Origin of the sequence: Deferribacter desulfuricans SSM1 (assembly GCF_000010985.1) — a bacterium.
Classification (GTDB): Bacteria; Chrysiogenota; Deferribacteres; order Deferribacterales; family Deferribacteraceae; genus Deferribacter; species Deferribacter desulfuricans.
In genome coordinates this window covers 1,673,293-1,692,668 of sequence record NC_013939.1, presented here as the reverse complement: position 1 = coordinate 1,692,668, position 19,376 = coordinate 1,673,293, and the positions used below count along the sequence as shown (strand labels likewise).

The following is a 19,376-nucleotide window of genomic DNA, read 5'->3' as shown; positions in this document are numbered from 1 at the left end:
TATTTGATAATTTTTGGCATAGACCCTGGTTTAAATAAAACAGGAGTAGGAGTCCTTGAGCTTGCTGACAACAACAATAGCTTCAGATGTGTCGATTATACTGTATTAAAAAATAAGAGTTCGTTGTCAACTATTGATAAAATTGCTGAAATAACTGATAGTCTTTCAAAGTATGTTAAAAGATATTCTCCATTATATGCTGCAGTAGAAGAGAGCTTTTATTCGGTTAATGTTAAAACAGCCATAAGTCTTGGAATGGCAAGAGGTGCTATAATTTCGACACTGTTATCACATAGTGTTAAAGTGTTTCAATTTACCGCATTGCAGATAAAAAAATCTGTAGTTGGCTATGGTAAGGCTGATAAAAACCAAGTAAAGAAAATGGTTGAAATGCAACTAAATATATCTTTAGATAATGTTTTAAATGATGTATCTGATGCTTTAGCATGTGGTATATGTCTTGCAATATTTTTAAAAGGTAAATTGTATGATAAACTATATTAATGGAAAACTTGTTTTTAAAAAACCAGAATTTATCGTTTTAGAAACATTTGGTATTGGGTATCATATTAATATCTCCCTAAATACATTTTCTAAGCTTCCTGAGGAAGGGGCTAATTTAAAGATTTTTGTTCAGCAAATTGTAAAAGAGGATAGTATAACATTATACGGTTTTTTCGATGAAGCTGAAAAAGAGTTTTTTAATTTATTAATAAAAGTATCTAAAGTTGGACCAAAATTAGCATTGTCAATCCTTTCAGGATTCAATGTGGATGAGTTAAAGGAGTGTATTGTTTCTAAAAATCATATCAAACTGGCTTCTATACCTGGTATAGGGAAAAAGACTGCTGAAAGAATTGTATTGGAATTGAAAGATAAATTAGATAATGTTGAAGTAGTAAGTGAAGATGGGGATGTACAAATTTTAGAAGATGTGGTAAGTGCTTTGATTAATTTAGGATATAAAAAGCAGGAATGTTTAAAAGTTATTAAAAATATTGATATAAGTAAGTTACGTTTTGAAGATATTTTGAAAGAAGCATTAAAGAAACTGACATCGTAAGTTTTTCATAGAATCGAAGCTGTTGCAAAATAGGGTTATTTTTTGATTTAACTGTAGTTTTGAGATTGCTTCCCCCGCTATTAACTTAACACCTTGATAGTTATTCATCAATAACATAATATACTCAAAAAATTATAAACTTAACATCTGCCAAAAAATGGCGGGGTCGCAATGACCAGAAAATGCCGTTTTTGCGAGCGTTAGCGAAGCAATCTGATGTGTTTAAGCATTTATTATGACAATACCCTCGTTTTTACTAAAAAATTTATCATGGATTTAGGTTATTCTATACTGCACAATCTGTTCAATTCAATTTTACTCAGAATTTTATGGGCAGTTAGAGTTTGTTTTACTGTAGTCAAAGCTTTTGATTTTAACATATGTTGATAAAAAAAAGAGATTTGCTATAATTATAACTATGAATATTAGAAATGAAGCTTTTAAACAGCATGTTAAGGAATATGATGAGTGGTTTATAGATAATGAATATCTTTATAAATCAGAGCTGGAAATTTTTAAGGAACTTGGAATTTATGGAAAATCCATAGAGATTGGTGTTGGTACAGGCAAATTTGCTATTCCATTGGGGATAAAGTATGGTGTTGAACCCACATATCAGATGTATTCTAAGGTAAGAGATAAAGTAAAAATTGTTGAAGGGGTTGCAGAATATTTACCTATAAAAAATAACTTATTTGATTGGGTAATAATGGTAACAACAATATGTTTTGTAAATGATCCTCTAAAGTCAATTTTAGAGATGTATAGAATTTTAAAAAAGGGTGGGAAGTGTGCTATAGGATTTGTTGATAAAGATTCCCCTTTAGGTAAGATTTATCAAGAGAAGAAGTCAAAAAGTAAATTTTATTATGAAGCAATATTTTATTCTACGAAAGATGTTATTCAGTTTATGAAAGAGTCAAATTTTAAGATTGTAAAAATTTATCAGACATTATATGGAGAATTTGATGATTTTAGAAATAAGGTGCAAAAACCAATAGAAGGGTACGGCAAAGGGAGCTTTGTAGTTATAGTTGGAGAGAAATGATGGGTATAAGCAAATTTGATAAGAATGCATTTACTTACGATTTAAAGCCTATGCATGTTGAGAGAGCAAAAGCTGTAGCAGATGATATAAAAAGTAGTATTAGAATAAATAAAGATTGGCATATAGCTGATTTTGGATGTGGCACTGGTTTATTAGGTTTTAATTTTATAGAGGATGTAAAACAGATTACAATGATAGATGTATCGCAAAATATGCTTGATATTTTGAAGGAGAAGATTAATAGTTTAAACATTACAAATATGAAAATATTAAAAATGGATGTATTTAATACAAATAATTTGCCTATTGAAAGATTTGATTTGATTGTGACATTGATGACTTTTCATCATATTCAGGATATCAGATTGGGGTTAATTAAGCTCAAGAGTATGTTAAAAAACGATGGTTTTTTAGCTTTAGCAGATCTTGACGAAGAGGATGGTTCTTATCATCAAGATGGTGATACGGTACATAATGGTATTAATCAAGAAGAACTAAAACAGTTTGCATCGGAAATAGGGCTTAGATTTAAAACATCTAATATCCCTTATGTGATAAGAAAAACTATTGATAATACTCAAAGAGAGTATCCTGTTTTTTTGCATATTTATCAAAAGTAACATTTTGTTTTGTCCAATATTTTTCTTTTAATTTCTTTTTAAAAGGTATATTTTGAAAAAAAAGGTGAACTATGGACGTAAATGAGTTAGTAAGAATTCATGATAAAAATCAATTTGAGATTAAATTAGGCTATTTAATTGATCACACTAAGAAAAAAACTGAGTACGATATTAATATATATTTTTTTATACCAAAAAGTATTGGGATAAATAAATATACATATTCAAATAATCAGTTTTTTGAGGATTTTTACAGTTATGTGCGATTGATAACACCTAAAAACAGTTTAACAGAAATTATTGATAGACTTGAGAATCTGAGTGAGTTTATCAAAAAAAATAAATTAAAAATAGATAAACATTTTGAGCATATAAATTATGAATTAAAGATAATAATATGTTCATATAGGGTTTATCTAAGAAAATTTTCTAACGCTGTTAAAAATGGGATGTGTAGCTACCATGAATATGTGGAGTTGGTTAATGAAATAAAACAATTTAGAAAAGATATAAATAGGTTGCTTGACTATATTCATTATTCATCTTCAAAAAAGATAGAAGATTTATTCTTGTTTGCTGATGAATATAGTAGTTTATTGGTGGATGTTTATATCTTTAGAATTATTAGGTTGTTAAGTAGTGAATGTAGTGAAGATATAAAAAATATCTTGCTTGGACTTGTTGAAAGTGAGGTTGAGTATCGAAAGCAGAGAGGTTACTCAGTAGTTTCTAAAAATGAAGAGAAAAATGAGGAATTAGTATATAAATATTCTGTATATAAAAAGTTTTTCTATAGTATTTTGTTCCTTTATCAAAAAAGGAGAGAAGATTATACTGAGGTAAGACATTTTGCTTATGCAATAGCTGCTGGTATTGCGATGATTTTTGCCACTGCCGTTGCATTTTTTTCTCAAAAAAAATATGGAAGCTACACTTTACCTTTCTTTGTGGCTTTGGTTGTGAGTTATATGTTTAAAGATCGGATGAAAGACTTTTTCAGACAGTTATTTGATGATAGGTTTGTTTTTAGAAAAGTTTATGATTATAGAAATAAGATTTATGATTTGGAAAAAAATAGATTGTTTGGTTATTATAAGGAGAGAGTAAGGTTTATAGATGATAAAAATTTACCAGAATTAATTTTGAATAAAAGATTGTATAAAACAGATGGTAGGATGTCTACTTGGTTTTTGGGTGAAAATATTTTGAAGTACGAGCGTAAAATAAAACTGTTTAATAAAAGGATAACCGATTTTTTTGCAGATAAGATAGAGGGGCTCAACGATATTATCAGATTTAATATTAGTAGTTTTACAAAAAAACTTGATGACCCATACGAGACTCTTTACAAAACAGTTAATGGAAAAATAGAGAAAGTTTCTGCTTCAAAGGTATATCATGTCAATTTGGTGATAGAGTTTAAATCTGATAATGACCATAGATTACACAAGGTTCGTTTGGTTCTAACAAAAGAAGGTATTAAAAGAATAGAACTACCTGAATTTGATAAATTTATAAAAAAGGGGGAGAACAATTAATTTTGCTTATCTGATTTATGAAAATTTGATAGTGCTAATTTAAACAGCAGTGGTCCAGCTATCTGGTTTAAACCAATCATGGCAAAAAGTAGGGTACCAAAATCTTTCCCCCACGCAAAATTATATGAAATTATTTTGGCAAAACCAAGACTGACTCCAGCCTGACTTATAAAACCCAATGTGGAATATTTTGCTACTTTATCATCAATATTGAATAATTTTCCTGCTGATATAGATGATATGTATAATATTGCTATCCTAATAAAGACTAAAACGATTGTAATAAAAAGCATAGTTTTTAGTGCAAAAATATCTATTGAAGCTCCAGCTGAGAAAAAGAATATTAAAAGTATTAACTCAAAGTTTTGTTCAGTAATTTCATTTAATAATTTACCATAATTTGAAAAGTTATTAATAATAATTCCTGCAATAAGAAATAGTAGCAAATTGTTTAAATGAAAATATTCTGTTATAAATCCTATAGTTATCAGTATTATTAACAGGAATGAACCTAAGTTAATTTTTATAAACTTGACATAGTACTTAATTATAAATCCTAATATAATTCCTGATAAAATGGATAGTGTTTCATGAAAGATAACAAGTGCTACAGAGCTGTCTTTGTTTGCAGCAAAGAAAGATAAAGCTGCTGTGAATAACAGAATTAAAGCAATATCCTTTATTATGGCAGATGTTAAAACAAGGTGTGATAGCTCGTTATTTGACTTTGTTTCTTTTATGATTGCTATTGTGGTTGAAGGTGAAGTGGCATTAAATATTATGGTCAAAAAGATTACGGGTGCTAATAGAGCAAATTCTTTAGATAGTAGTAAAAAGATTATGTACAAAACAGGTATTGAAATCAATGACATAATAAGTATTTGTAAAAATGTGTATTTCCCATATCTAATAAAACTTTCTAGATCTTTTTTAAAATCTATTTCGCATCCAGCTACTAAAGCTATAAGGCCTAATGCTATATTATCAAGAAATTTCATTTTATTTAATAATCCGTAATCAAATATATTTAAAATATTTGGCCCCAGCAAAAGTCCCATTGTTAGAAAAGATGATAATCTTGGAATACCAATATCATAGAGTGTTTCAGCTACAATTAATGATATTAAAAAAGATATCCCTATTTTTAGGGTGTAATGTACTTCATAGAAATTAATCAGTAATATCGTTAAAAATATTAAAAGAGCAATTAAAATGGTATTTTTAGCTATTTTCATTTTTCAAAACCATAAAGTTATAAATTTCTGTTATAATAAATAGTAAAAAAATTGTTGGGAGCATATCAGTTAAGTCAATAATACCAATAGTTTTTATCTCTATTATGAATAGAATTGGTATTATTCCTATATTTACAAGGTTTATTTTGTCGTTTGAATTTAAGATAAGTTTATTAAAAAGTTGTTGAGCTAAATATTTGCGAGTAAATAGTGTAACAAATAAAATAGAAATGAGAGCTACTATTTTTGATATATTAATCAACATTATTTTGTCATACAAATAAATACCTATCAATATAAATAATATTATGTATAAAAATTTATCAAGAAAATCTGTTGTATTAATAAACACATCACCATATTTAATATTGGCAATAAAAATACCAATTACAAAACCTGCTGAAAGAGGGGAAAGGTTAAATGTCATAGTTAATCCAGTAAATAATATTAAAAGGATTATATTAAGGGTGTATAAAACTCTTTTATCATTAAAATGTATAGTTTTTGAAATAATTATTATTACAAAAGCGCTTATTAAAAAAAACATTATAAAATTTATAGTATTTAGAAATGAGTTTACAAAGATAGTGTATGCTGTATATGAGAATAATGGATATAGGGATAATAATATTAGGTTGTTGTAATAATTGCTAGCTTTATTTTTCATAAGCTTATTCAGTAAAATACAGCTAAAAGGGAATGTGGTATTTAACAGTATTGCGAATTGTGAATTAAATCCTAGTAATTTTAAAAAAACTACTAATGAAAAAGTGTAAAGCAGAAAGATTATAAATATAAATAAATAAAACTTTGCGTTAATAGTTTTTAATAAACTGAATTTATATTGAGCGCCAAATAGTATACCAGTAAGAAATAGTGTAAAATATAAATATGGTGTGAAATCTTGACTAAAAGTGACATTGTTAGATTTAATAGTATAAGATATTATTATTCCTACTAAAATGTATTCTATATTAAGGTTTAATAGATAAGACAGTAGTGAACTACTTTTCTTTTTTGTAAGATAAATCAGTGAGCTGAAAAAAGCTATTGTAAACAGTAATATTATATACAAAAATTCATTCATAATTTTGTATAACATGTTTTAAATATTTAGAAAACTAAAATTTATTAACTAATTTTGTTATTTTTTATGCAAAAATCCTTAGGATTGATTTAATGATACTTTTAATATAAAGTGTTGCCATGAAATCATTGGCAAAAACAGTTATTTTTTCGCATGGTAAAGAAGGAACACCTGATGGAAAAAAGATAAAAGTCTTATCAGGTGTGGCAAAAAGTATTGGTTGGGAATGTGTAAGTTTGGATTATCGAGGGATTTATGATCCAGAGGAAAGGGTTGAAAAATTAAAGAGCTTTATTAGTTCAATTGATTACGAACACTTAGTTTTAGTGGGATCAAGTATGGGCGGATATGTTTCTTTATCTGTAGCAGAACATTTTAAAACAAATGGGCTTTTTCTATTAGCTCCAGCAATTGGTATGAAAAATCTGGAGTATAAAAATAAATATATTTATCCTGAGAATACATGTATAGAAATTGTTCATGGTTTAAAAGACAATATAGTTCCTGTTGATAATATTATTTTTTATTCAAAAAGATTTGGAGTTACTTTACATTTACTAGATGATGGACATAGATTGTTATCAAGTATAGATTATATATCAAAATTATTTAAACTATTTTTAGAAAAAATAGATGAGAGGTAGATAAATGGAAAAAAGGAAAATAAGCTGTGCTATTTGTGCATGGAGAGAGCACTGTAATAAAAAGTATTATATAAAGGATCCTTCTAAATGCGTAGATTTTAGCAGAGATCTTACTCTTGATATCGAAGAAGAGGAAGAAGAGGAAGATAAAAAAAATGATAAAGATTAAAACTGGTATTGGTTTTGATGTACATCAGTTTGTTAAAGATAGAGATCTTTATTTAGGTGGGGTAAAAATACCTTATGAGTTTGGTTTAAAAGGGCATTCAGACGCTGATGTGTTAATTCATGCAATTATTGATGCAATTGTGTCACCTACTTTGGCTACAGATATTGGTAAATTGTTTCCTGATACCAGTGAGGAGTTTAAAAATATAGATTCAAAAATATTGCTTAAGAAAGCTGTTCAAATGGTTGTAGAAAAAGGTTTTGATATAAATAATATTGATTCTGTAATAATTGCACAAGAGCCTAAAATCTCCCCTTATATTTATAAAATGAGAGAAGTTCTTTCAGATATTATAGGTATACCTATTGAAAATATTACTATTAAAGGGACTACTACTGAGTATTTAGGATTTACCGGGCGAAAAGAGGGAATTGCTGCTGTTGCAGTGGCAACGATGATAAAGTAACCATTAATTTACTTGATGATTTATTTTCTAAGACTAAATTAAATTATAGGATGAACAATATAAAAGGGAGGGGAGTTATGAGTAAAAAGAATAAAAGACTGCCATACTTGAAATTTGCAGAAGATTATGATGACCCATACAGGAGTGAATACCCAAATTATTCTTACTGCACTGAATGTGGGATAGCTTATATAGATAAAAACTGGAAACTTGATGTTGATGATTCTTTGAATAAGAACCCTATAGTTTGTCCAGCTTGTAGAAAGATCAAAGACAACTATTTTGAAGGGATATTGTATATTTCGGGTAACTTTTATAAAAGTCATAAGGATGAGATTATCAATTTGATAAAAAATGAAGAACATAGACAGAGATTAAGAACTGCGCTGCCAAGAATAGGGAAAATAGAGGAAAATGAAGATGGAATGATTGTATATACAACAAATGATAAGCTTGCTTATAGGCTAGGTAAAGCACTTTTTAAAGCATATAAAGGGGATTTAAGTATTAAATGGTCGGATAATAATATTTTTACTAGGGTTTACTGGGAGAGGGATGAGTAATATTAAATATTTAGTTTTTGATTTAGATAACACACTTTACCCCCCTGATAAAAGTATTTTAAAAGAGGTGGATAAAAAGATAAACGAGTTTATGGTTTTTAAAGTGGGTATATCTAGTGATGATGTTGATAGTCTAAGGAGAGAATACTGGGATAAATATGGCACAACATTAAATGGTCTAATAAAACATTTTAATATTAATCCTCACGAGTATTTAGAATTTGTCCATGATGTTTGCTATGACAAATATTTTTGTAGAGACGATCTTTTAATAAAAATTTTGAGTGAGTTTGACGAAAAAAAGTATATTTTTACAAATGGTTCCAAAAAGCATGCTTTAAATGTTTTAGAGCGCCTTGGGATAAAAGAGTATTTTGAGCAAATATTTTCCATAGAAGATACAGATTTTCATCCAAAACCTTATAAAAAAAGCTTTGATTTTTTTGTTGAACGATCTGGAATAAACCCAAAAGAAACAATTTTTTTTGAGGATATGCCAAAAAATTTAAGAGGTGCTAAGGAGTTAGGTTTTAAAACTGCTCTTGTTTGGGATAAATCTGATGAATTTGATTATGCTTTTGATAGCATATATGATATAATTAACATTAAAAAAATTAAGTATGTCTAATTGATACTTATTTTTGCTTAATTATTTTGTTTTTTATGTTATAATATCAATATGATGTTTATTTTGGGGTATTATGGATAAAAAATCTTTTTATTTAAAAATTTTGGGGTTGGATTCTACTGCTACAAAAAATGATATAAAAAGAAGATACTTAGAGCTTGTCAAAAAATATCATCCTGATGTAAACGATGGGAAAAGTGACCAATTTGTTGCGATTTCAAAAGCTTATAATTATTTGATAAAAAATAAAGATAGTGATAAAGCTCCTGATATAGAAGAAATTTTTAACGAAAAGAAGGAAAATTATAAACAGATTGCAAGAAAGCTTTATGCCGTTGGTGTAAAATACTTTCGTGAAGGTGATGTTAATAATGCCTTAAATGCTTTTGAGGAAGCTTATAGAAAGGATAACAATCCAAAATATAAAAAATGGATTGTAAAGTGTTTACTTTTAAAGCCCAGAAGACTTTTTGATGCAAAAGAGTTATGTCTTGAATTAATTAGGGAAGAGCCTTGGGATCCAGAAAATTATGTGCTTTTAGGCGATGTATATTATAAAAGGGAGATATACAAAGTAGCAAACCAATATTATAAAAAAGCGATAGAACATGGGTATCCTAAAGAGGCTCTAAAAGATAAAATTGTAGATATGAAGAAAGGTTTTTTGAGTAGGTTATTTAGAAAAAATGAATGATATTGAGTTAATTAAAAAGATTAATAATTTTTTCTTACACAACATCAGGACGCAGCTAGCGATTATAGTTAGTGGCACCGAACTGCTAGATTTTGAGCAGGAATTTTTAGATATTAAAGATTCAATTAACTTTTCAAGTTTTCTCATAGATTGTTATGATGCTATTTTGGGGGTTTTACTTGATTCCTTTGATGGTAAATACTTTAATGAAAACTTTAAGGTATTTAGTTTAGGAGAAAAAGTTAAAAAATTAGCTGAAGTATTTAATAATTTTAAATCAAACAATGTGTTTATAGATGTTAAAATTATAGAAGATGGTAATGCAGAATGTAATCTGATTGTTGTTAAAAATTTATTATCAATAATTATTGCAGAGGCTATAAAGTATCAAGAAAATAAATTACTTATTGAGATTAAGAAAAAATCAGTTTTTATTCATTCAGATGTCAAAGATATACCTGAAGTGTTATTTGATATTAATAAAATTATGGAAAATTATGGTGTTTTATTATATAAAAGCAAGGAATGTTTAGAGGTTAGGATAAAATGAAGATTGTTATTGCTGATGATGAGTTGAGGTTAAGGAAAATTGTTTCATTGCATTTAAAAAAGAATGGATTTGATGTATATGAGGCCAGCAATGGCAAAGAGGCTGTTGAGCTTGCTTTGAGTTTGAATCCTGATTTGATTGTTTTAGATATAAATATGCCTGTGATGGATGGTTTTGAGGCAGCAAGGGAATTGAAAAGTAGTGAAAAATTGAAAGATATACCTATCATTTTTTTAACTGCAAAAGCAGATATGGAGTCTATTGAAAAAGGGAAGGATTTAAAAGCTGCTTATTATCTTACAAAGCCTTTTAGTCCAAAGGATTTAATAAATAAAATAAGGGGGATAAAATGAAAAAAGTTGCATTAGTAGTGGCTATTTTGTTTGTATTTAGTACCTTTTCAGTGGTAAAAGCTGAAACTAGAGGTGGTGTAATTTTACAAGATACGTTTTATGGTGCTTTAACAGGGACAATTATCGGTGCAGCACTTTTAGCTTTTAAAGAAGATCCTGGTGACCATTTAGAATATATTACTTATGGTGCAGCAGCAGGCGCTATTGTTGGAGCTGTTTATGGCGTCTATGAAGCAACAGCATTGGTAGAAATCGACAATAATAAGGTTAAAGTAGCAATGCCAACAATTATCACTGAGAAAAAAGGGGACTCATTGTCTGCCACTGCAAATTTAATAAAAGTTAGATATTAAGGGTAAATTTTGAATAAGAAAGATTTAGAATTAGAAAGTTTGTTAAAAGAATTAGGAATATCTAAGGATGATATTAATATTTATGTAGTTGATGATTTTGATGATATAACTAAAATTGATAAGTTTGATGAAAAAACTTATGTTTATCTTAGAGCTAAAAATAAAGATTTGCTGATTAAGTTAAAGTCTTATAAATTAGGCGGGGTAATTTTCCCGCCTTTGACTAGAGAAAAGCTTTTGAATGTTTTTCAAAAAAAAGTTCAAGACAACGATTTTGATTATGAAATTATAAAATCAAAAGTAATTGCTAAAGCAGAAAGTTTACCAGCTTTGCCTACTGTTATTCAGAAATTGATTTCACTTACAAATAATGACAAGTCCACATTTAAAGAGATTATTGATGAGCTAAAGAAGGATCAGGGGCTTGTTGGTAAAGTTTTGAAAATTGTAAATTCACCATTTTATGGTATTCGTAAAGAGATTACAAGCGTTGAGAGATCTGCTGTTTTACTTGGGATGAACACAATCAAAAATATAGCACTTGCTGCATTTAGTTTTGAACTGTTTAACAAAAATCTTTCAGTTTATGGCACTAGCCCTAAAAAGTTATGGTTACACTCTTTTTTAGTTGCACGTATTTGTGAAGAGTTAGAATCATTAATAGGATTTGATGATAAAGGTGGTTTATATTTAGCTGGTTTAATGCACGATTTAGGTAAAATAGTGTTAGTAGATTTTCTAACTACTCAGATATCAAGTGTGGATGAAGAGACAAAGATGCTTGGGATAAATCATGCTGAGGTATCTGCAATTATTTTACAAAAATGGAATATTAGTGATAAAATAGTAGATGCAGTGAGAGAGCATCATATAAAAAGTGATGATTTGTATAAGAAATGTGTTTATTATGCTAATTTACTTTCTAAATCTGAAGATATTGAAAAGGATGTTGAATATGTAGCAAAAGATATGAATTTGAATTTTTATGATTTATATCCTCGTATAGAGATGGTAGTTAATACAGAGTATGAAGAATTTATCTAATATTTACAATTACCTTTCAAATTTATTTAAGTCTGACAGTTTATCTGGTTTTGAAAAAAATTTAATAAGTTTTTTTAAATGTTTTAATCCTGAAAAATTAATCGTATTGAAAGAAGAAAGGGGGATATTAGCGTCCATTTACAATGAAGGGTACCAATTTGAATCGTTTATCGATATATCAGATGTTTATAATTATGGTATTTTTAATGAAGGTGAAATAAAGATTGATTCTTTTGATGAGAAAATCGAAGGGGATATCCTTATAAATGTTAAATTCAAAAATAAAGTTTTTTTTACAGTTGTTTTGAAATTGGATGATTTATCCGCTGTTAAAAATTTTAAACCGTTTTTTTCATCGTTTGGTTACAAATATTATGAATTAATGGCAAAAGAAAGTAGGCTTAAGGCGTTTGTTTTATATCAGCAAAAAATAGAATTTATTAAAAATGCGGATTTCATTTTAAGCATTTTAGATGAAGATGAAGTGATAATTAAATCATTAGCTTTTTTTGTGGATACATTTTCAGCTGAAGCAGCCTTTGTCAAATATAATGGGAAGTTTAACTTTATAGGTTTAGATTCAGATGATCTAAAATTGATAAAGGTAGAGGACTCACCAATAGAAGATCTTTTAATTAAAAAGAAAAATACTATTTTTGTAGATAGTGGGATAAGTTGCGATAAATTTAATATAAACAATATATTTATAATATACATAGAGGAATTTGATATATATGTGGTTTTATTTAATATTAAGTATGATTTTATACCTGATAAAGAATTTGCTGAGATTATAAGCTCTATTTTAAGAATTGCTTTGAAAAATGCCATTAGACATAAAGAAATTGTAAACTATAAACTACAAGAGCAAGAAATAAATTATACTGTAGAAATATTAAATAAATTCAGTAGTCAGAGAATAGATTTTGAAGATGAAAATTTAATTGCTACAGGGATAAATAGACCTGCTAAAATGGCAGGGGGTGATTTTTTAGATTTTAGAGTTATCGATGATGGATATTTTAGTACTATTGCTGATGTTTGTGGCAAAGGGTATTCTGCATCTATCTTGACAGTTGTTTTAAGTACTTTTATAGAGGTTGGTGTTGATATAAAAAATTTTATTGAGAAATTGGAGTTATTAAATAGCATCCTTTGTAAAAAGAATTTTGATGGAAAATTTATTACGGCTTTTTTCTCTTATTATAATAAAAATGATGGATTGTTTCGTTATATTTCTCTTGGTCATGAGCCTGCATTTTTAATAAGTAATGGGGAGTGCAAAGAACTTAAGTCTGAATATCTCCCTATAGGTATTTTTGAAGAAAAGTATAGTTATTTTGAATGCAAAATTAATAGTGGGGATAAATTATTTATTTATTCTGATGGGATTACAGAATATATAGAATATAATGATATTAAAAACAGATTGTTAGAAATGAAAAACTATGATAAAGATTTCATCGATAAATTTTATACAGAATTAGTGTTTGATAAAGAAAAACAAAAAGATGATTTTACCTGTTTGTACTTATATTTTAAATAATATTTTTTTTATCTACTTTAATCAATTTAGAGGTTGATATGAATGAGCAATCGAAAAAAATCCAAGGTATGTTTGATAGTATTGCCGGCAAATATGATCTTTTAAATAGATTGTTATCCTTTAGAAGAGATGTTTATTGGCGTAAAAAAGCGATATCTTTATTGAAAATTAATGAAGGCTCAAGGATATTAGATCTTGCCTGTGGTACAGGTGATATGTTGTTAGAATTAAAAAAGATGAAGGTAAAGTGTAATGTAATAGGAGGTGATTTTAGCTTTAATATGCTTATGATTGCTAAAAAGAAGTTAAATGATTTACCTCTTACTTGTGCAGATGCTCATTTTTTACCTTTTAAAGATGAGTCTTTTGATTATATTACAATAGCTTTTGGATTTAGAAATGTGACTGACAAGGAAAAGGGATTGAAAGAGATGTATAGAGTTTTGAAAAAGGGGGGGAAAGCTTGCATATTAGAATTTTCTCAGCCAGATAATAAATTTTTTTCTAAGGTTTATAGATTTTATTTTACAAAAGTACTTCCATTCATAGGTGGGTTAATTTCTGGCAATAGAAGTGCATATGAGTATTTACCAGACTCAGTTTATAAGTTTCCAAAAAAGGATAAATATGAAAAAATGATTTTAAGTGCTGGGTTTAAAAAGGTGGAGTTTAACCCTTTGACTTTTAATATATGTGATGCAACAATTTGCTATAAATAAGAAAATGGAGGATAGATGTGGCTTATAAAGATTTAGGAGAATTTATAAATGTGTTGGAAAAACAGGGTGAGTTAGTCAGAATAAAAACAGAGGTAGATCCCATTTTAGAGATTACGGAGATTACTGATAGGGTATCAAAAAAATATGGTCCAGCTCTTCTCTTTGAGAATGTAAAGGGGAGTGAGCACCCAGTTTTGATAAACGCTTTTGGTTCATTCAAAAGGATGAATCTGGCTTTAGAGGTAGATAATCTTGATGAATTGGGGGAGAGGATAATAAATCTCATTGATAGGAATGTCCCTCAAAACTTTTTTGATAAGATGAAATCTTTGCCGATGCTAATGGAATTAAATCAGATTTTTCCAAAAGTAGTTAAGAAAGGGGTTTGTAAAGAGGTTATTTTAAAAGGGGATGAGGTAGATGTTTTGAAGTTTCCAGTTTTGAAATGCTGGCCACAGGATGGTGGAAGATTTATTACTCTACCTTGTGTTTTTACAAAAGACCCTGAAACAGGTGCAAGGAATTGTGGGATGTATAGGATGCAAGTTTACGATAAAAAGACAACAGGTATGCACTGGCATATTCATCATCATGGAGCTGACCATTTTAGAAAAGCAAAAAGGCTGGGGCTAAAAAGATTAGAAGTGGCTGTTGCTATAGGTGCTGACCCGGCAGTGACTTATGCTGCTACAGCTCCAGCACCTGATGGTATTGATGAGATGTTACTGGCAGGATTTATCAGGAAAAAGCCTGTAGAACTTGTAAAATGTGAGACAGTGGATTTAGAAGTGCCAGCAAATAGCGAAATTGTTTTAGAAGGGTATGTTGATATAGATGAACTAAGGTTAGAAGGACCTTTTGGAGATCATACAGGATATTACTCTTTAGCAGATATGTATCCTGTTTTTCATATAACATGTATTACACATAGGAAAGATGCCATTTATCCCACTACAATAGTTGGTAAGCCACCAATGGAAGATTGCTATATGGGGGTTGCTACTGGAAGGATATTTTTACCTCTATTGAAAAAACAGGTTCCTGAAATTGTGGATATGGCTTTACCTTTAGAAGGGGTATTTCATAATATAATGTTTATCTCAATTGATAAAAAGTACCCTATGCATGCAAAAAAGATTATGAATTATGTTTGGGGTACAGGACAGATGATGTTTACCAAAATGATTGTGGTTGTTGATAAAGATGTGGATGTGCAAAACACATCAGAAGTGCTTTGGAGAATGGGTAATAATGTTGACTGGAAACGAGATATTGTAATTATGGAAGGTCCATTGGATGCTCTTGATCACTCTTCACCTTACCCATTTTGGGGTGCAAAAATAGGTATTGATGCTACTAAAAAGTGGCCAGAAGAAGGGCACACAAGAGAGTGGCCAGATGATATAGTGATGAGCGAGGATATTAAAAAACTTGTAGATGAGAAATGGGAAGAATACGGGATAAAGCTTGATGACAAATAGAAAAGAAATTGCAGAGAAATTTGTTAAATACTTAGATGAAAATTTTGCTGATTCAAAGTGTAGTTTAAAATATGAAAACCCATTTCAGCTTTTAATAGCAACAATTTTAAGTGCTCAGTGTACTGATGAAAGGGTAAATAAGGTAACAGCGACACTTTTTAAGAAGTATAAAAATTTTGAAGATTTTAAAAACGCTGATTTAGAAGAGATAATGGAGGATATTAGACCAACTGGTTTTTTTAGAAATAAAGCGAAGAATATAAAAAAACTTAGTGAAGTTATTTTAGAAAAATATGAGGGCGTAATTCCAGTAGATATTAATGAGCTTGTTAAATTGCCAGGTATTGGTAGAAAGACAGCAAATGTGTTGCTTGGCAACTGCTTTAATATCCCAGGTATTGTTGTAGATACCCATGTAAAAAGAATAAGTCAGCGACTTGGGTTAACAGATAACGATAATCCAGATAAAATAGAGCAGGATTTAATGGAAGTTATTCCAAAAGAAAAATGGACTAAGTGGTCTCATCAGGTAATTGATTTTGGTAGAAAGATATGTACTGCAAAGAAACCAAAGTGTGATATTTGTGAAATGAGAGATGTTTGTAAATTTGCAAATAGTGAGGCTTAAATGCTTTATTTAGATATGATTTCAGGTATTTCAGGTGATATCTTTTTATCGTTGATGGGGCAGTTATATGGTAATTTTGAAAAGCTTGGTGCTGAATTATCTATATTTTTAGATACCGAAATGACTTTAAACTTAGAAGAAAAACTTGTAAATGGGATTAGAGCTTATAAATTGAATCTAAAAATTTCTAAAGAACCGCATATCCATAGGACTTTTAAAGATATAAGAAAGATGCTTGAGAGCTCGCATTTTGATGAAAATATTAAATCTGATGCGATAGAAATTTTTCGTATTATAGCTGAGGCAGAAGCTAAAATTCATGGGAAAGATATCGATGAAGTTCACTTCCATGAGGTGGGAGCTATTGATTCAATTATAGATATTGTTGGTGCAGCTTGGTTTTATAATAAGCTAAATAGGCCAATAATTAAATCAAGTTATTTTAGACTTGGAAATGGCTTCGTTAATTCTCAGCATGGGGTTATACCTGTTCCAGCACCAGCAACATTAGAAATAGTAAGAGATTGCAATTTTGAAAGATTAGATATCGATGAAGAGCTTACCACCCCAACTGGTGCAGCAATAGTGAAATTTTATTCTAAAGGTTTTACAAGAAAGGTCTGTGGTAAAGTCAAAAATATTTTTTATGCGACAGGTTCAAAAAGTTTTGAAAGATACCCCAATCTGATAAGGTTGTTAAAGCTGGAAGATGTAGAAGATGAGGGTATTATTGAAATTGAAACAAATATAGATGATATGGATGCCGAAAAGTTTGGATTTTTGATGGAAAAATTTTTTGAAGTGGGTGCGTTAGATGTTTTTTACACCCCTATTTATATGAAAAAAAATAGACCAGCGTATAAATTGTCTGTATTATGTAAAGAGGAGCTATTTGATAGTATAGTGAATATAATTTTTAAGTTTAGTAGCAGTAGTGGTATTAGATTTAGTAAAATTGATAGAATTGTTATGCAAAGAGAGATTAAAAATTTTAATTATAAGGGTGTGGATGTAAGGTTAAAAGTTTATCGATATAACGATATAGAAAAGGTTAAGGTTGAATGGGAAGATTTAAAAAAACTTTCACAAAGTTTAAATATTCCTCCATTAAAACTTGAAATAGATATTTTAAAAAAATATGAAGCTAATAATTAATCTACTTAATATCATCAATTTCAACGTGCTACAAAATTGATGAGAGGATATCGCACAATAATAATTGCTTAAGTACCTTAGATTGATTCGCTGAAGCTAGTAAAGACGACATTTTTCAGTCATTACGAGGCAACAAAAGTTGCCGAAATAATCTCATGATTGTGATAGTTATCAATACATTAGTTTATTGTGCAACGTACTCAATTCATTACTTTCGTTGATTTTTGTTGGAGTGAGTTATAAAATATATATATGAAAGTTTTACTAATTTATCCAAAGTATCCTAAAACTTTTTGGAGCTTTGAATATGCCATTTCATTTATTAATAAAAAAGCAAGCTTACCGCCACTTGGATTACTTACAATTGCATCAATGTTACCAAAAGATTGGACATTAAAATTAATCGATATGAATATCAAAAAGTTAAATGATGAAGATATTAGATGGGCTGACATTGTTATGATAAGTGCAATGTCTGTCCAAAAAGATTCAACTTTAGAAGTTATAAAAAAATGTAAAGATTTTGGGGTAAAGATTGCTGGTGGTGGGCCACTTTTTACTGTTGAGTTTGAAAAATTTAAAGATGTTGATTACCTTTTTATAGGAGAAGGCGAATTACATATCGAAGATTTTGTATATGATATAAAAAAAGGTGTTGAATCTAAAATATACAAATCGGAAAATTTTGCTGATTTGACAAAATCACCAGCTCCATCTTGGGAAATTATAAACATAAATGATTATGCTACATTGAGCCTCCAGTTTTCTAGAGGGTGTCCTTATAGTTGTGATTTTTGTAATGTTACATCTATGTTTGGACATAAAGTAAGAACAAAAAGTTCTGAGCAGATTCTATTTGAGCTAGAAAAAATTTATAATACAGGTTTTAGAGGAGGGGTGTTTTTCGTTGATGATAATTTTATTGCACATAGAAGCAAGTTAAAGAATGACTTGTTGCCAAAATTAATTAATTGGATGAAAGAAAAGAGATACCCTTTTGAATTTTTTACACAGGTTTCTATAAATATTTCCGATGATGATGAGTTGATAGATTTGATGGTTAAAGCTGGTTTTGATACTGTGTTTATTGGAATAGAATCTCCAAATGAGGATAGTTTAATAGAAAGTAATAAATATCAAAATGTTAAAAGAGATTTAAAAAAGTCTATTATAAAATTGCATAAAAAAGGGCTTCAAGTGCAAGGTGGATTTATTGTTGGTTTTGATAATGATAGAGAAGATATTTTTGATAAGCAAATTAATTTCATTCAAGAAAGTGGAATTATTTCAGCAATGGTAGGTATTTTAAACGCACCGCCTGGCACAAAGTTATACGACAAATTGAAAAAAGAGAATCGCTTATTGGAAAATATCTTTACAGGAAATAATACAGATATTAGCATCAATTTTAAGCCAAAGATAGAACCAAAAAAACTTATTGATGGTTATCTAAAAATTGTAACAACTATTTATAATCCAAAAAATTTTTATGAGCGGTTAAAATACTTTATACAGACATATACTCCACCCTTTTTACCTGAAAAAGTCAATAATTTGTCAAAAGAGAGAATAAAAGCTTTTTTTAAGTCTTTAATCAAACTAGGTATTTTAGGAAAAGAAAGATGGTATTATTTTAGGTTTTTGATCTGGGTTGTTTTAAAAAAACCAAAAACCTTCCCATTAGCTGTTTATTTAGCTATATGTGGTTATCATTTTAGAAAGATATTTGAAGAAATTGCAAGAAGTTATAATAAAAATAATTTTGTAATGAACAAAATCTCAGGAGGTTAAG

24 protein-coding genes are annotated in these 19,376 nt (G+C 28.8%); 22 read left to right on the top strand and 2 right to left on the bottom strand.

The genetic code is table 11. The annotated features are described in order from the left end of the window. The first annotated feature begins 3 nt into the window (after positions 1 to 3). From ruvC to DEFDS_RS08320, 5 genes are all read left to right on the top strand, one after another. A complete protein-coding gene (ruvC, locus tag DEFDS_RS08340) occupies positions 4 to 504 on the top strand; it encodes a crossover junction endodeoxyribonuclease RuvC (protein WP_013008362.1) in 501 nt (166 codons plus the stop codon). Continuing rightward, positions 488 to 1,063, top strand: a complete 576-nt coding sequence (ruvA, locus tag DEFDS_RS08335) for a Holliday junction branch migration protein RuvA (RefSeq protein ID WP_013008361.1) — start codon at positions 488 to 490, stop codon at positions 1,061 to 1,063. The genes ruvC and ruvA overlap by 17 nt, the downstream gene beginning before the upstream one ends. A 418-nt stretch (positions 1,064 to 1,481) precedes the next feature. After that, positions 1,482 to 2,111, top strand: coding sequence for a class I SAM-dependent methyltransferase (locus tag DEFDS_RS08330; protein WP_041223959.1), 630 nt, complete (start codon positions 1,482 to 1,484; stop codon positions 2,109 to 2,111). Next, positions 2,111 to 2,731 carry a class I SAM-dependent DNA methyltransferase gene (locus tag DEFDS_RS08325; protein ID WP_013008359.1) on the top strand — a complete coding sequence of 207 codons (621 nt, stop codon included), beginning with the start codon at positions 2,111 to 2,113 and terminating at the stop codon, positions 2,729 to 2,731. The genes DEFDS_RS08330 and DEFDS_RS08325 overlap by 1 nt, the downstream gene beginning before the upstream one ends. Positions 2,732 to 2,802: 71 nt before the next feature. Next, positions 2,803 to 4,269, top strand: coding sequence for a hypothetical protein (locus DEFDS_RS08320; RefSeq protein ID WP_013008358.1), 1,467 nt, complete (start codon positions 2,803 to 2,805; stop codon positions 4,267 to 4,269). Here DEFDS_RS08320 and DEFDS_RS08315 read toward each other — a convergent pair. Then, positions 4,266 to 5,504 (bottom strand): cation:proton antiporter, encoded by a 1,239-nt coding sequence (locus DEFDS_RS08315; protein WP_013008357.1) that lies wholly within the window; start codon positions 5,502 to 5,504, stop codon positions 4,266 to 4,268. The two genes, DEFDS_RS08320 and DEFDS_RS08315, sit on opposite strands and share 4 nt — an antisense overlap. Next, entirely contained in the window at positions 5,491 to 5,769 is a 279-nt protein-coding gene (locus DEFDS_RS12990; protein ID WP_153801485.1) for a hypothetical protein, read from the bottom strand. The genes DEFDS_RS08315 and DEFDS_RS12990 overlap by 14 nt, the downstream gene beginning before the upstream one ends. A 43-nt stretch (positions 5,770 to 5,812) precedes the next feature. Here DEFDS_RS12990 and DEFDS_RS12985 point away from each other — a divergent pair, with 43 nt between their 5' ends. The 17 genes from DEFDS_RS12985 to DEFDS_RS08235 all read left to right on the top strand — a co-directional run bounded on the left by DEFDS_RS12985 (position 5,813) and on the right by DEFDS_RS08235 (position 19,375). Then, positions 5,813 to 6,148 (top strand): hypothetical protein, encoded by a 336-nt coding sequence (locus DEFDS_RS12985; protein WP_153801484.1) that lies wholly within the window; start codon positions 5,813 to 5,815, stop codon positions 6,146 to 6,148. Between the two features lie 562 nt (positions 6,149 to 6,710). Then, positions 6,711 to 7,235, top strand: a complete 525-nt coding sequence (locus DEFDS_RS08305) for an alpha/beta fold hydrolase (RefSeq protein ID WP_013008355.1) — start codon at positions 6,711 to 6,713, stop codon at positions 7,233 to 7,235. A 4-nt stretch (positions 7,236 to 7,239) separates the two neighbouring features. Beyond that, complete coding sequence (locus DEFDS_RS13105; protein WP_168902626.1) at positions 7,240 to 7,404, top strand: hypothetical protein; 165 nt, start codon at positions 7,240 to 7,242, stop codon at positions 7,402 to 7,404. Continuing rightward, the gene (gene ispF, locus DEFDS_RS08300) at positions 7,391 to 7,870 is read left to right on the top strand and encodes a 2-C-methyl-D-erythritol 2,4-cyclodiphosphate synthase (protein ID WP_013008354.1); all 480 of its coding nucleotides are present in this window, start codon (positions 7,391 to 7,393) and stop codon (positions 7,868 to 7,870) included. The genes DEFDS_RS13105 and ispF overlap by 14 nt, the downstream gene beginning before the upstream one ends. Before the next feature lie 77 nt (positions 7,871 to 7,947). After that, positions 7,948 to 8,433, top strand: coding sequence for a BCAM0308 family protein (locus tag DEFDS_RS08295; RefSeq protein WP_070206105.1), 486 nt, complete (start codon positions 7,948 to 7,950; stop codon positions 8,431 to 8,433). Then, positions 8,426 to 9,061 carry a pyrimidine 5'-nucleotidase gene (locus DEFDS_RS08290; RefSeq protein ID WP_013008352.1) on the top strand — a complete coding sequence of 212 codons (636 nt, stop codon included), beginning with the start codon at positions 8,426 to 8,428 and terminating at the stop codon, positions 9,059 to 9,061. Before DEFDS_RS08295 ends, DEFDS_RS08290 begins: the two co-directional genes overlap by 8 nt. Before the next feature lie 73 nt (positions 9,062 to 9,134). After that, positions 9,135 to 9,755, top strand: a complete 621-nt coding sequence (locus DEFDS_RS12710; protein WP_013008351.1) for a DnaJ domain-containing protein — start codon at positions 9,135 to 9,137, stop codon at positions 9,753 to 9,755. After that, on the top strand, positions 9,748 to 10,305 hold the full coding sequence (locus DEFDS_RS08280) for a hypothetical protein (RefSeq protein WP_013008350.1): 558 nt from the start codon (positions 9,748 to 9,750) through the stop codon (positions 10,303 to 10,305). Before DEFDS_RS12710 ends, DEFDS_RS08280 begins: the two co-directional genes overlap by 8 nt. Next, positions 10,302 to 10,658: a response regulator gene (locus DEFDS_RS08275; protein ID WP_013008349.1), complete on the top strand. Its 357-nt coding sequence runs from the start codon at positions 10,302 to 10,304 to the stop codon at positions 10,656 to 10,658. Before DEFDS_RS08280 ends, DEFDS_RS08275 begins: the two co-directional genes overlap by 4 nt. Beyond that, complete coding sequence (locus DEFDS_RS08270; protein ID WP_013008348.1) at positions 10,655 to 11,011, top strand: hypothetical protein; 357 nt, start codon at positions 10,655 to 10,657, stop codon at positions 11,009 to 11,011. Before DEFDS_RS08275 ends, DEFDS_RS08270 begins: the two co-directional genes overlap by 4 nt. A gap of 9 nt (positions 11,012 to 11,020) precedes the next feature. Further along, positions 11,021 to 12,055, top strand: a complete 1,035-nt coding sequence (locus tag DEFDS_RS08265) for an HDOD domain-containing protein (protein ID WP_013008347.1) — start codon at positions 11,021 to 11,023, stop codon at positions 12,053 to 12,055. Then, positions 12,039 to 13,601 carry a PP2C family protein-serine/threonine phosphatase gene (locus tag DEFDS_RS08260; protein WP_013008346.1) on the top strand — a complete coding sequence of 521 codons (1,563 nt, stop codon included), beginning with the start codon at positions 12,039 to 12,041 and terminating at the stop codon, positions 13,599 to 13,601. The genes DEFDS_RS08265 and DEFDS_RS08260 overlap by 17 nt, the downstream gene beginning before the upstream one ends. Before the next feature lie 38 nt (positions 13,602 to 13,639). Next, on the top strand, positions 13,640 to 14,320 hold the full coding sequence (gene ubiE, locus DEFDS_RS08255) for a bifunctional demethylmenaquinone methyltransferase/2-methoxy-6-polyprenyl-1,4-benzoquinol methylase UbiE (RefSeq protein ID WP_013008345.1): 681 nt from the start codon (positions 13,640 to 13,642) through the stop codon (positions 14,318 to 14,320). A 17-nt stretch (positions 14,321 to 14,337) separates the two neighbouring features. Further along, the gene (locus DEFDS_RS08250) at positions 14,338 to 15,801 is read left to right on the top strand and encodes a menaquinone biosynthesis decarboxylase (RefSeq protein ID WP_013008344.1); all 1,464 of its coding nucleotides are present in this window, start codon (positions 14,338 to 14,340) and stop codon (positions 15,799 to 15,801) included. Then, positions 15,791 to 16,429, top strand: a complete 639-nt coding sequence (gene nth / locus DEFDS_RS08245; RefSeq protein ID WP_013008343.1) for an endonuclease III — start codon at positions 15,791 to 15,793, stop codon at positions 16,427 to 16,429. Before DEFDS_RS08250 ends, nth begins: the two co-directional genes overlap by 11 nt. Beyond that, on the top strand, positions 16,430 to 17,584 hold the full coding sequence (larC, locus tag DEFDS_RS08240) for a nickel pincer cofactor biosynthesis protein LarC (protein WP_013008342.1): 1,155 nt from the start codon (positions 16,430 to 16,432) through the stop codon (positions 17,582 to 17,584). It abuts the gene before it with no gap. 252 nt (positions 17,585 to 17,836) lie between these two features. After that, complete coding sequence (locus tag DEFDS_RS08235) at positions 17,837 to 19,375, top strand: B12-binding domain-containing radical SAM protein (RefSeq protein WP_013008341.1); 1,539 nt, start codon at positions 17,837 to 17,839, stop codon at positions 19,373 to 19,375. The last annotated feature ends 1 nt before the right edge of the window (position 19,376 follow it).